The sequence below is a fragment of the Rhodopirellula europaea 6C genome (assembly GCF_000338295.1).
Classification (GTDB): Bacteria; Planctomycetota; Planctomycetia; order Pirellulales; family Pirellulaceae; genus Rhodopirellula; species Rhodopirellula europaea.
This window is the reverse complement of record NZ_ANMO01000176.1, coordinates 18,465-33,216: the sequence shown is the minus strand read 5'-3', so window position 1 is coordinate 33,216 and position 14,752 is coordinate 18,465. Positions and strand designations below refer to the sequence as shown.

Sequence of the window (14,752 nt, the reverse complement as noted above, 5' to 3'; positions counted from 1 at the left end):
AGTGAGTCTCACGTCCGCCCCTCAAGCTGTCACAACCCGCCGCGTCAGCAAGGCCGGTTCACCCGTAGCCGCATCCGCCAGAATTCGGTCCTCACGCTGCGATCAACGCACAACGAGCCACCCACGCAAGGGTTGTGCTCAACGGCGTGCAAGCCCCCGTTGCCAGCGGGTGGTTGGCAAGGTTTTTGATCGCCGTCCTCCATCGCTGAGACGACTGACTCAACGCCAAGCTTCGTTCGCATACGAGGTCGTAATGCCCTGTCCGGTTGACCCTGCGGTGAAGTCGCGATGGCCGGTTCTTCCGGTGGATGCAGCCTGAATGGGGACGGGCCATTGCATTCTTCGGCGGTCCCCCGGAGACGACGAATACGTCTTCTCAGGAGATAAGCCTGATAGCGGTGCTTGGTATCAAGGAGGTGAGACGCTCGAATCACAATAGGGAACGAAATGTCACTCGTCCGGTTGGGTGGTTTGTTTCCAAGTGGAAGTTCAGTGAATGAACGTCTGTACGCTCGACCGCCGGATTTGTACTCACAAGAAAAAAAGTTTTTGTGTCGTTGGGGGCGTTTGGAACTGAAAAAAGCAGGAAAAGATTGCATTTTACGGGTTGGTGTTCACATGATCGCTTATCGTCACAAGGAACTTTTTTCCAAGCGAGGGGGATTCTCCGGATTTTAATGAACTGAATGCTTGTTTCCCCTAAAACCCCCAGTTAGGATCTCCCCTCATACTCGAGCTGGTACCCCTGAGACGGGGTGCGCGAATGCTGTTCCTCTAGTGAAATAAAGGGGGGGCTGGGGTTCGAGCGAATTGATTTCAAGCCGCTTTTTGGCGGCAAAATTACCTCGATTGAGAAGACGCAATGGTTGGGTGCATTCAAGCAACCGCGACTCCACGAAATCGCCAGAGTGCGATTAGTGAGGCGAAACAGGGCGATTTTTGTGCGTCACTGATCCTGTTTTCCACGCTCACACGAGGGCGGGTTTGCCAATCACGTTGGCAAGTATTTCGCCCTCCGCATCCTTTGATTGGGACGTGATCAAACGTTCCTGGCTGGCCCCTCTGGGCCATGCCGCACCCCGCGACGAAAACGTCGCTGAAGCCAATCAAGCCTTGACCAGAAGTTTGTTTCCCCAAGGCCTCATTCCCGAATTCATTTGACTTAGCTTTCTAGAGAATTTCCATGTCGATTCGCCCCAGTCATCACAACTTCGCCGGCCGCACTCAAAACACCTCCGTCGCTCGCATGAACAAAATGCGGGAACGATTCAATCGTTGGGAGCACAAAGCCAACGAACGGAAGGCGATGTTCATCGAGCGTCAAAAGGCACGCATCGAACGCTACCGCAACGCGTTCAAAGGCAGTTGGATTACCAAGATCGGTCTTGGGCTCGTTGCACTCTGGAACTTCATCACCAACCCATCGTTCGTCGTTTCCATCGAAAAACGACCCAGCGTCCCCTTCACCGCGATGTTGCCGTTTGGTGTAAGTTTCAAAAAGAACGACAAGCAACGCAAGAGCACACGGCGCAAGAGCACCACGAGAAATAGGCTAAGCCCCGAAACGCTCGAGCAACGTCAGTTGTTGGCTGGGGATTTGCTGTACGTTGACAATCCTTCGGATTTTGTTACAGCAAATCCGACTGCTGATACCGTTGTCACTTGGGGCGGAGCGGATGGTGTGGTCAGCACGGGCGGCGACGATGTTGCTGGTTTGACCTTTGAGCCCACGGCACCAGTTACCGTTGACAGCACTGCATACGACACGATTCAAGAAGCAATCGATGCTGCAACTTCTGGTTCAATTATCAATATTGCCCCAGGCACGTACACGGAAAGTTTGTTGATCAGCACTCCGGGACTGACATTAGTTGGTCCGAACGCGAGTCTTCTTGGCAATGATGTCGCTCGGGGCAGCGAAGCAGTGCTGGAAGGGGTCATTCGTGTGGAAGCAGATGATGTCACCATCGCGGGTCTCACGATTGATGGCAGCGGCGTTGATCAGACACCGGCCCTGGCCAAACGTGGGATTTTGGTTGCCAATACCGCATCCCAATCAAATGTGATGATTGAAAATAATGTGATCAAAGATTGGGTCACAGGGGTTTCTCTTGCCGGTGGAGCCAGCCCAGGATGGGTCAATGTGGCAACGATTAGTGGCAATTTGTTTGTTAACAATGGCATTGGAAGTACCGAGAATGTCACGAACCTAACTGTCGTGAACAATGCTTTTGATAACGGAGGCTTGGGGCTCGGTGGCGGGGCTACTTTGGCGGCGCCGATCGCGGGCAATAGTTTTTCGAATCCAACAGATCGCTTTATCAGCATTGCCGCTGGCGTGACGCTTGACGGATCGCAAACGTTTGCTGACATGCTGAGCGACAACACGTTTGAAAACGCAGCAGCACTGGATGACGCTACTGGTTCGTGGTACGAGCAAGCAATTTTCTCGACGATCTCAGGTGCCACCGCAGTCGCGGATGACAATGCGACTATTACAGTGGCAGCAGGGACATACAACGAAGTGGTCGCAGTTTCTGTGAACCTAACCTTGCAGGGTGCGAGCGGTAGCTCCGCTGATGTTGTGATCGACGGGACGTCTGGCGGGCCGGATGATGGAGTCATCTCGATCATTGGATCGGCGGCGACCGCAATCACAATTGCTGACCTGACGGTGACTGGTTCGCCATCACGTCATGGTATTCGTGCGACAACTAGTCCGGCCCTTGATTTGGTGATCGACAATGTCAGTGCGATTAACAACAGTCAATATGGGATCGCAGTCTCGGACATCAATTCGCTAGTCGTCAGCGATAGCATGATTGCTGGTAATCCGACCGGCGGAATCGGGACCTTCGCTGGGGTGGGTGGTGCAACCATTTCAGGAAGCGATTTTTCTGGTCAAACGACGCTGCCAATTCGAAACGGCAGCACTGGTTTTACCATCAATGCTTCGGGCAACTACTTTGGCCCTGCCAGTTTGAGCGACGCCGCGTCAGTCACTGCGTTTGGTTCTGTCGACTACACCGTGTTGCTTGATGCGGCGCTCGATTTCGAGACTGTTTACGTTCATACGTCCGGATCGCAGGTCGGTTCGACGGGGCGGATTGCAGAAGGCATTGCTGTCGTTAATTCCGGCGGTACCGTTGTTGTGCAGGACGGTGTCTATGGGGAAAACATTGATATCACCCAGCCAGTCGCTCTCTCTGGCACGCCCACAATCAACGGATCTCTGACGCTCTCCAATCCCGGTGCAGTGCTCGACCCAGGATTCAGTCCAGGCGTGATAACTTCCGGCGACCTCGATGTCTCCGGTGCAACGGTTGTTCTTGAAATTGTCGACGCGAGCGGACCTGGCAGTGGGCACGATCAGCTTGCCGTCACAGGTACGGTTGATGTAACCGGTGCAACGCTTGATCTGCAGTTGGTCGGCGCTCCTGCACCGGGGACTTCTTACGTCTTGATCGACAATGACGGATCGGACGGGGTTGCCGGTGAGTTCGCCGGATTTATCGATGATACCGAAGTTGTCGTTCCGATTATCGGAGGAAGTGGTACTGTCTTGGTCGCGATCAACTACGACGGGGGTGACGGCAATGATGTCGTCGCGACGATCAGTCAGCCAGCAGGGGCACCGACGACTTTCTACGCGGACCAAACCTACATCGATCAAGACATGGGCGCTCTGGAGTCGGGAGATCTGGTGACCTGGACTCCGACCAACGGCATCTACCCAATGCCTTCGAACGTCGCTGACTTGGTTTATGATTTCGAGGCATTCGACACGATTCAAGACGCCACGGCGGCAGCGATACCGGCGGCCCTTGATGGTGCAACGCCGCTCGTGCGGTCATCGAATGTGACTTGGTTCATTCCAGAGCAAGACGGGTCTGGAAGTGAGGTTTCCACCGAGGCAATCCTGGTCACTGAAGGTGACTTTGATACGATTTCCGAGTTTCAGGTTGCTCCCGGCTTCGATGGCACAGTCAGCAGTACCGGCGGCACGGTGCAGTACACCAGTAACGTCGAGTTCAACGGCACCGCCAAAATTGTCTATGAGATCACCGACGGCTCAGGTCATTTCATCGATGGTGAAATCTGGGTTAGTGTCGTGGCTGTGAACGATGCACCTGTCGCCCAAGCTGATGACTTCACAGGCGTTGCTGAAGACGCCGGACTGAGCGGCAACTTGCTGGTCGACAACGGCAACGGAGCAGACTCCGATGAAGAAAACGACACCTTGACCATCGACGCGTCCAGTCCTCTTACGCTGGGCAACGGTTCGGTCACAGTTAATTCCAACGGCACGTTCACCTACACGCCAAATCAAAGCTTGTCCGCGGGCGAAGCTTTCTCGGATAGCTTTACCTACAGCCTGATTGACGACGGGCAGACGTTTAACCTCGGTACGGGGATGCTCGAGGATGACTTCAAGACATCCAACACGGTTACCGTGAACATCAGCGGGACCGGTGAGAATGATGCTCCGGTGGCAACGGATGACGACAGCTATGCCGTCAACGAGCAACCAACCGGTTTATTGGAGGTGGATGACGCAAGTGGCCTTTTGGCCAACGACACCGACGTCGATGCGATGGACACGCTCAGCGTGACCGAAATCGACGATGGAACAACGAATACTCCTGTTGCCAGTGGCGACACAGTCACCCTGGCATACGGTGATTTGACGATCAATGCAAACGGATCGTTTGACTATCAGGTTACCGCGAGTATCGCAGCCGGTGATATGGTCGACGAAGTATTCAGCTACACCGTCAGCGACGGTAATGGCGGAACCGACACGGCTGAAGCGACGATCACGATCACCGGTCAAAACGACGCGCCGATTGCTAACGACGACACCTACGCGGCAGTCGAAGGTGCAGGCCCAATTAGCGGTGATCTGTTTGCGAACACTGGAAACGGCATCGATAGTGATCCTGATGGGGACACCTTCACCGTCACTGAGATTGAAACTGAGATTGAAGGGGTGGGGCTCACTTCCAACCCTCAAGCGATCCCGCTGACCTATGGAACCTTGACGATCAATGAGAACGGCACGTTTGATTACGCCGTCAGCGATTTCCCGTCGGTTGACGGGGCGACCGAGACATTTTCCTACACGATTGAAGACTCCAATGGCGCTTCCGCGACTGCGAATGTCACGATCAACATTACGGGTGAGAATGACCTTCCTGTTGCCCAAGATGATGAGTTCGACACGCTTGAAGACACAGCGCTGTCGGGCAACGTGTTCGATGACAACGGAAACGGACCCGATAGTGATCTCGACGAGGGGACGATGCTGGTCGCCTCGCTTGCTCCCGGTGGAGATGCTTCCAACGGCGACCTGACACTGAACCCTGACGGTTCGTTCACTTACACACCGGATGATGACTTCAACGGCACCGATTCGTTCACTTACTTGCTGGGTGACGGTGACGGTGGCTTTGGCTTTGTCGCTGATGTGACGATCACGGTCGATCCTGTTAACGACGCACCGGTCATCAACGGTGCCCCCATGGCGGCTTCGACTGATGAAGACACGCCGTTGACAATCAGCACACTTGAGATCACCGATGTTGACGTGGATGAAGCTCCTGGCACGGGTGAAGTGACTGTGGATCTCACGGTCACCGAAGGCACTCTGTCGCTTGTCGACCCGGGTGCGTTGGCTGGCGGTGACCTGGACGGTTCGGACGGCACAATGACGCTGACCGGACTTTTGAGCGATGTCAACTCGGCACTAGCCGATGGTTTGACTTACACGCCGAATGCGAACTTCAGCGGTCCCGATGAGCTGATCGTCGATGTTAGCGACCTTGGTAATTCGCCTACGCCCACGAAATTCGACGATGCGACGATCGCGTTGACGGTCGACCCGGTCAACGATGCACCTGTCGCGGTCGATGATGACTTCGAGGCAACCGAAGGGGATGCCGATGTGACCGGTTCGGTGCTCGGCAACGACAACGACGAAGAGATCGGTTTCGATGATGAGTCGGACACGATCACTGTTGCCACAGTTCAAGGAACAGCGGTAACCGGCCCGACGACGGTTGCGACTGACGATGGCGGTAGCGTTATCATCGACACCGACGGTTCGTTCACCTACACGCCAAGCGACGGTGAATACTTCGGCAGCGATTCCTTCACCTACACGATCGTCGACGATGGAACGACTCCGGAAAGCTCAAACACGGCGACGGTGACGATCAACTACCGTCGTGTTAACGACAAGCCGACCGCCGGTCCGGTGACGGTGACGGTCGACGAAGACACATCGTTCGTCGACATTGATGTGCTCAACGCCGCCGGCACCACGGCCGGACCGGCCAATGAGGACTTCCAGGCGTTGACAATCACCGACGTCACGACGATTCCGCCTGCACTCGGCACAATCAATGTGTTGACGGTGATGGGAACCCAGGTGATCCGGTTCACACCGACCACCAACTTCAACGGTCCAGTCACGTTCACTTACAAGGTCACCGACAACGGGCAGACCTACAACAGTGGCTCGGGCATGCTTGAGAACGACTTTAAAAAGTCAGACGCCGCATCGGTCGTGATCAACGTGACTGCGGTCAACGACAGTCCTACCGTCGTTGTTCCTGCAGACGTAACGCTTGATGAAAATACTGCTGCGGTACCTACCTCCATCGGAATCGGTCCGATTGTGGTGGATGACGCGGACATCGCCCTGGGTGAAGGTCCTGATGCGATGGAAGTGACGCTCAGCGTCACGAGCGGTTCAATTGCTGTGGCAACTGCGATCACGGGCACGGACATCGATGGCAGCGATGGAACGCTCACGTTCTCTGGCACTCGTGCCGAGCTAAACGCCGCCTTGGCATCGGTGACCTACACTCCAAATGAAAATGTCAATGGCACCGACTCGTTGGTGATCACCGTTGATGATTTAGGTGTGACAGCTCCTCCGGCTTCTGCGACGACCACCACATCGGTTGGGATCACGATCGATCCAGTCAACACCGCACCGACGGTTACCAACGGTCAGGTCTTCCCGATGACCGAAGACCAAATGACACCATTGAGCATCAACTTGCAGACGTTGGCGGACGACATTGAGACCCCCGATGCATCGCTGGTCTTCACGCTTAGCTCGGCAACGGTGGGGGGAGTACCGATCACGGCCAGTGAAGGAGTATTGACCACGGGTACGGACGGCATGTGGTCGTTCACCACGGCTCCCGACTTCTTCGGCGATATTCTCATCGTGGCCGATGTCACCGACACCGGGGATCCCGCCCCCACAATCGGTAACGAGGAAACGACTCAATTGATGCTGACGATCTCGGTCGAAGCTGTCAACGACGCACCAGTTGCAGAAGACTTCGACACCGGAGCTTCGATCGACGAAGATGACGCCGTCTTTGACGGAACGCTAGGTGGCGTTGAAGCTCAAATCAGTGATTTGGCCACTGATGTCGACGACACACTAACGACGAGCTCCTTTACCTTTGATAACGCGACGGTTGCCGGCGTGCCCGCCACGCTCGGAGAAGCGGGGATCACGTACGACCAGGGGAGCGGAGACTTCAGTCTAGATCCATCGGTTGCAATCTACCAAAGCTTGGCCGAAGGAGTTTCTGCGGAAGTCATTGTCAATTTCACCGTCACTGATGGTTCGCTCAGCGATACCGGAACGGTCAAATTCACCGTTGTCGGTACCAACGACGCACCGGTCGCCAACGACGACCCTGATACCCCGGGTGATTATGCGGCTCAGGCTGACGGCACGTTGTCGGTTGCTGCACCGGGTGTGTTGGACAATGACACCGATATTGATGTCGGTGACACGCTGGAAGTGTCATCGCCTGGCACCGTTTCTGCTACCGCAGCAGGTGATAGTGATGGTCTAACCCCCAGCATCCTTGACGGAGCATCGGCCGGTTCGGTCGTCATTAACGCAGACGGAAGTTTCGACTACGACCCAGAAGGGTCTCTGGACGCATTGCTTCCTGGCGAAACGGTGACGGTAACATTCACCTATCTCGCCAACGACGGATTGGATGACTCCATTGCCCCGGCTACGGTCAGCATCGTGGTGACGGGTGTCGATGACGCTCCGGTTGCCGTAGACGATACGGCTTCGACTGACGAAGACAGCAGCGTTTCGATCGATGTGGTCGACAACGATTTCGATCCGGACGGCGAAGATGTCGCGGTCGTTTCGATCGACGGAATGTCCGTGGCTCCTGAGGACACCGTCACGCTGGCTAGTGGCGCGACGGTCACCCTGGAACTTGATGGTACATTGACGTATGACCCGAGTGGTGCGTTTGATTTCCTGGATGACGATGATATTCAGCCCTCCGGTAGTGACAGCTTCACCTACACGGTCAGCGACGGAACATTGCCTTCCTCGACCGCCAATGTCGACGTCGATATTACGGGTGTCAACGACGCACCTGTGGCCGTTGCTGATGATTCGTATACGGTCAACGAAGACGCCGTTCTGAATGGATCGACCGTTCTGGTGAATGATTCGGATATTGACGGAACAGTCGTCTCGGCGACGCAGTTCTCATCGCCCAGCAACGGTGCCGTGACGTTCAACTCCGACGGCACGTTTACGTACACTCCGAACGCCGACTTCAACGGCACCGATACCTTCCAGTATCAAGCGGAGGATGATAACGGTGCCCTGTCGGCACCCGTTGATGTGACGATCACGGTGATCGCCCAGCAAGACACACCGGAAGCGGACGACGATGCCTACTCAGTCGATGAAGACGGCACGCTATCTGTCGCAGCACCGGGTGTGCTTGGCAACGACACCGATGTCGATCTTGACCCGCTGACGGTCGCTTCGCCGGGAACCATTACGGTTGTCACCTCGGCCGCTGGGGCTTCGCCGCTTGGTGGCGATGCTGCCGGAGAGGTCACGCTCAATGCGGACGGTTCGTTCACCTACGATCAGCAAGGCAATTTCGACGCCTTGGATAGCGGTGAGTTTGTGATCGTCGAGTTCACCTACGAAGCGACTGACACCTTCGCCAATTCCAATACGGCGACGGTGACGATTACCGTCAACGGTGTCGATGATTCGCCGGTGGTCGTCGACGACACTGCGACGACGGATGAAGACACGGCGAGCGGCCCAATCAATGTTCTCGGCAACGACACTGATCCCGAAGGGGATACGCTAAGTATCACTGCAATTGACGGGCAGACACCGACAGTCGGGGTTCCAATTGTTTTGACCAGTGGCAACGGTACCGTTACTTTGAATGGTGACGATACGTTGACGTTCGATCCGAATGGTCAGTTTGAGTACTTGGCGGTCACCGAAGATGCCACCGAAACGTTCAGCTACACCGTCTCGGACGGCAACAGCACGACCAATGGTGACGTTGTGGTCACGGTCACCGGCGTCAACGATGCTCCGACCGCCGCCAACGACAGTGCAACAACACCGGAAGACACGCTGCTGACAGATGCTCTCACCGGCGGTGATGTCGATACTTCCGACGTTCCCAACCTGGAGTTCCAAGTTGTTGTCGATGTCAGCAACGGCACGCTGACAATCACCGATCCGACAACGGGTGCCTTCACCTACATGCCGAATAAAGACTACGTCGGCAACGATTCGTTCTCGTTCAAGGTCGTTGATGGTAACGGCGGCGAAAGCATGGAGCGGATCTTCGCGATCAACGTCACACCGGTCAACGATGCTCCGGAAGCTGCCGCGGACAGTTACTCGGTCGATGCCGATTCGACTCTCACTGCCGACGACGCCGATGGCAACACCACCATGGGTGACACGACCGATGACAGCGTGTTGGCAAATGACACCGACGTCGACTCGCCAACATTGACGGTGACTGAAGTTAATGGTGTGAGCGGTGACGTTGGGATGCCGGTTTCGCTGACTCGAACCGGCGGCGGTCCTGGCGGTACTGTCACCGTGGCTGCCGATGGAACGTTTACCTACGATCCAGGTTCAGATTTTGATGATCTCGATGAAACCGAAAGCGAGGACGTCACGTTCGAGTACACCATCAGTGATGGGGCACTGACGAGCACAACCACGGTGACGATTACCGTCGACGGTGTTGACGACACGCCGACTCTGACGGTTGCTGATCAGATCGTTGAGGAAGGCTCACCAGTAACAATCACGTTGGCTGGTTTCGATCCCGATGGCGATACGCTGACTTACAGCGTTGTAACTGGTGATGGAATGATCACTGGAGTTAACGGTGATCAGTACACCTACACTCCAACAGATGGCGATACGGTAGAGCCAATCGTTATAGGAGTAAGCGACGGCATTAATTCGTCAACGGCCTCCTTTAACATCACCGTCGAAGATGTTGCACCCGATTTGTCCGTCGGCATGGCTGCGTCGATCGTGCAAGGCGACACGTTCACTCGTACAGTGACCTTCACCGATCCGGGTGCTGATGCGGACTGGGGTTACACCGTCGACTACGACGATGCCGGAGCAATGGACAGTGGTTCGATCGGCAGCGGTGATCCGAAGGAGTTCGCTCTCAGTCACACCTATGCCGACCCAGGAACTTACACGATCACGGTAACGGTGACCGACAAGGACAGCGTGGTCGATACTGAGACGATCGAAGTGACCGTCGAGCCAATCTTGACGTTCACCGTCGACGATCTGACAGTGAGTGAAGACGATGGGACCGGAATGTTCACCATTTCGGTGAGTTCTCCCATTCCCACGGGGGTCACCATTGAGGTGACGCTGAACACCCTGGATCTCTTTGGTGCGACGGAAGGTGCTGACTATGATTTTGCTGGTGGCAAAACCGTCACCTTTGAAGAGGGTGATGAATTCAAAAACGTCTCCTTCAACATTACCGATGACGCCCTTGTTGAAGGAAATGAAGGCTTCGCAGTCAGTCTAAGTTCGACTTATAGCCCTGGTGTGTCGGGGCCAGGTGCTAACTTCAGTGACGAAGCGCTTGCCTTGATTGTCGACAACGACAATTTGAAGATCAACGCGATCAAGGTTGGTAGTACAATTTGGGCGGATGCCTTCAACGATTTCGTTGACGGATCTTCACCGGATGGTCGCCAGGGTTATTCCATCAATCCGGCGAATCAGTTCGACACACTGCCCTGGATCAACTTGAATCAAATTCACGTTGAATTTAACGCCCAAGTCACCAGCACGCTCTCTGCAAGTGATTTTGCATTTGCAGGGCTTCAGGGGGTGGATACCCCGTCGATCACATCTGTTGACTATGATCCTGTCTCGCACATCGCAACGTTGACGTTAAGCGATTTTATCGTTAACGATCGAGTCACCTTAACGGTTTTCGACACGGTCGCCGCCGGATTGGGTGGAACAATCGATCTGGATGGTGAATACCTCAGTGCCCTGCCGTCTGGTAACGACAGCGAGGGTGGAGACTTCGTGTTCCAGTTCAACGTGCTTCCCGGTGATGCGAATGCAAACGAAGAGGTAAATATCAATGATGCCTCGACGGTTTACAGTTCCAGGTTCTCCTTCACTGATGGTTCAACTTCTTTTGCGTCCTTCCTAACCGGCAACGCTTACGATGTGAGGAAGGACCTTGACGGCTCGGGTCAAGTTGACACTGCAGACGCGCAGTTCGCATTTGGCCTGATTCCGCCGCAGACCGCGACTTTGCCATCCCCTCCGATGATGTCATTGATGGCCTTCGAGGATGATGATGATTCGGTCGATGGACTGGGTGAAATGTCAGATCCATCCACTTTGGAAGCATCGTCCGTGGATGCAGCTTTGGATTCCCTGGATTTCTAGTGGATTCCGAGTTCATTCGCAGCTATTCTATCCCTCCGCCGATAGCTCAGTGGGGGGGCGGATGTTAGTTTTACATCGCGTCGTCAAATATTTTGGTTTAACTGGTAAGTCTTATGTCCCTCGTTCGAAAATCTCTTGCATCCGCACTTTGCGTGCTGATGATTTGTTTTGCGACAGCTTGTCCGGCTGCTGTTACCTTTACCATCGACGATGATTCGTTTATCAGCGATGGCGTTAACCCCACCACGGGCATCGTTGATGTCTATGTGACGGCGGATGGTGGTGACATCGGGGATCAGGTCGCTGGTTGGAACGCGTTTGTCAATGCAGCGAATCTGACCGGGACAATATCAGGCGTGACATTCAGTGCCATTAGCGAGCCGGTCAGTCATGTTGATTTGTTCCCAGGATCAGCAGTTGTTCCCCAAACAGTTGGGGTCACTGCAGGTGGATCTTCAAATTTTTCGGATACCTCAAATCCTGCACTTTTTGACGACGCCGGACTGATGTCTTTTCAATTCAGCGTTGCGACTGGGCAAACTGGTTCATTCGATCTGGTTTTCAACGAAATACCAACTGGTATGAGTCGTGGCGGTGGTGGAGGAAGTTTCGCAGAGGCCTTTAGTCCTGGGAGCATCACAATCTCTGCTGTCGCGGTTCCTGAGCCCTCTTCGCTCCTGGCGTTGAGCCTTCTGGGGGTAGGTCTTGGGGGGCAAGCTTCTCGAAAGCGTTTGAAGAAAGCGAAATTTGTCGCGTGTTAGTACACCTGCTCGCTAAGTTGAAGCGAGATGTATCCAGGCCATGGATATTGCTCGTTCTGATTCTATTCGTCTCGTTTTGGTGTGATCGCTGCCAAGCGGCGATCACGTTTCGGATTGAGTCCGCGGTGCTAGCTGCAAATAGTAACGGGCCGACGACTGGAAGCGTGGATGTCTATCTTGAGGTCGATGGCGATGATCTAGGAAGCCAGATTGCCAATTGGCAGTCCCGGGTCCTGGCAAGCGATATCAGTGGCAGTATCTCTGAGGTGACGTTTGGGCCAGCGGCAGAACCAGTCCGATTTACGGATCTGTTTCCAGGTAGCTTGGTAGAGGATTCAGCATCCAACGCCTCCGAAAGTCTCGGTTCGAGTTCATTCCTTGATGAGTCTAATCCAGCTCTATTCGACGCTGCCGGTTTGATGTCCGTGTCGTTCTCAGTCCCTGAGGGTCAAGCGGGCGATTTTGATCTGGTGTTCGCATCAAATGTCATTAGTGATAGCAATTTTACCGAACTTAACTCCGACTCGATCGGGAGTACCATCACGATTCAGGCCTCGGCTGTTCCAGAGCCAAGTTCTCTGATTGCAATAGCGAGTGTGGCAGCCTTGAGCGGAGTCATGGGGCGTCGTCTAAGGCGGTGCAAAGCGAACGGCACGTTGGTTTGAGAATGCGGCATCTCAAAGAGGCATTTGGGCTGGCGGTTTTCGCCAGCCTTTTCTTTGCGCGATCCGCGTCCGCGGCGTTGGTGGTTGAGGTGGACTACACAGGCGTGGCAGCGTACGAAGCCGCGTTCCAGTCCGCCGCCAATACCTGGCAAGGTTTGCTTGGTGGTTACCAGGATGGATTGATCGTCAGCCGATCCTTCGGTAGCTCCGCGTTCGATAATCAAATCCTCGATACCGTGCGGATTCAAGCTTCCGTGACCTCTATCGATGGAGCCGGTGGCACATTGGGGCAAGCTGGATTCACTGAGTATGGGTTTGATTCGAGCGGCTACAAACTCGCGACCGATGGGCAAATGCAGTTTGACGCCGACGATATCGGAACGCTCTCCTCTTCTCAGTTAAATGCTCTTGTGCTGCATGAGATGGCTCACGTGCTTGGCTTTGGCACGTTGTGGACTGACAACAGTGTCTACGTGAATGGATCGGGCGAATTCACGGGAGCCAACGCGACTGCTGTTTGGCAAATCGAGTTTGGTCAAATCGGAACACCAGATGTTGAGCTCAGCGGAGGAACCGGGACTGCCAACGGGCATTGGAACGAGTTTGATAATGGTGCCAACTTCACTGGGATCACCGATGGGCTTGGTCGAGACATGACCTTCGAGCTGATGACCGGCTGGCTGAATCCGAACTCGTTCATCAGTGAATTGACACTGGCTGCGTTTCGTGACATCGGGTTCGCAACGACGAGTGCCACGGCTGTGCCAGAGCCAGGTTCAACGCTGTTGTGGTCAGTTTTGGGGCTGGCTGTTGAGGCGCGGCGTAAACTCCTGAAACGGCGTTTGGCATCTTAGAACTCTCTCTAATTCTGAGAACTGGGTGAAGAAGAGCGTGCGGCGAGTTGAAGAGGGGCGTTCTTGCAGGACGCGTCCTTCTTGGGAGACATAACGGTCCATTTTGGCCGGGGCTATTTATGTGCGTTTGTTCAATTTTGGCACCACCCGGTTGGAACGGACTGATAGGAAGCCCTGACTGAGCCAATCGTCGTTCGGGGGACCACTTGCAAGCACTTTTGGTTCCATTGGTCCCCTCTGCAGCGAGCGGGCTGAGTCAGATTGCCACTTGAAAGTACTCAAGAAAAACAAGATTTTGGAAAGGAATTTGACCAGTCGATTGGTTGGAAACGCCCAGTTTTGCTGAGTCAAATTGATTCTTAGTTCAAATTCGTTGGTGTTTAATTGGTTCTTATTTTGCCTTGGAAGAGTTCTTTCTTTTTTCATCGATTCAATGCTTGTTCCGCCTAAAACCCCCAGTTAGGATCTTTCCTCAATACCCCAGGTGTTACCCCGTAGAAGGGGGGATTGCTCTCCTGTTCGCATCAAGTGTTCAGGTGCTCCATTGGGGGCGAATGGAACTGAGCGGCCACAGAAAGGCTGTTCGTACCTTCCTCGTTTGAGATGACTTCATGACAGGGTGTGTGCGATCGACGGCGACTTCGCAGGAGTGCGGTGTGGCGGTCGAGATGATGGATCGACAGACGA

At 54.5% G+C, this 14,752-nt stretch carries 4 protein-coding genes; all 4 read left to right on the top strand.

Translation table 11 applies throughout. The annotated features are described in order from the left end of the window. The first annotated feature begins 1,183 nt into the window (after window positions 1–1,183). The 4 genes from RE6C_RS18515 (at window position 1,184) to RE6C_RS18500 (ending at window position 14,065) form a co-directional block, all read left to right on the top strand. A complete protein-coding gene (locus RE6C_RS18515; protein ID WP_008658954.1) occupies window positions 1,184–11,785 on the top strand; it encodes a cadherin-like domain-containing protein in 10,602 nt (3,533 codons plus the stop codon). 113 nt (window positions 11,786–11,898) lie between these two features. Then, window positions 11,899–12,546, top strand: a complete 648-nt coding sequence (locus tag RE6C_RS18510; RefSeq protein WP_008658953.1) for a PEP-CTERM sorting domain-containing protein — start codon at window positions 11,899–11,901, stop codon at window positions 12,544–12,546. 164 nt (window positions 12,547–12,710) lie between these two features. Further along, window positions 12,711–13,211: a PEP-CTERM sorting domain-containing protein gene (locus RE6C_RS18505; protein WP_144054822.1), complete on the top strand. Its 501-nt coding sequence runs from the start codon at window positions 12,711–12,713 to the stop codon at window positions 13,209–13,211. A 2-nt stretch (window positions 13,212–13,213) separates the two neighbouring features. Next, window positions 13,214–14,065: a leishmanolysin-related zinc metalloendopeptidase gene (locus RE6C_RS18500; protein WP_008658951.1), complete on the top strand. Its 852-nt coding sequence runs from the start codon at window positions 13,214–13,216 to the stop codon at window positions 14,063–14,065. Window positions 14,066–14,752: the final 687 nt, after the last annotated feature.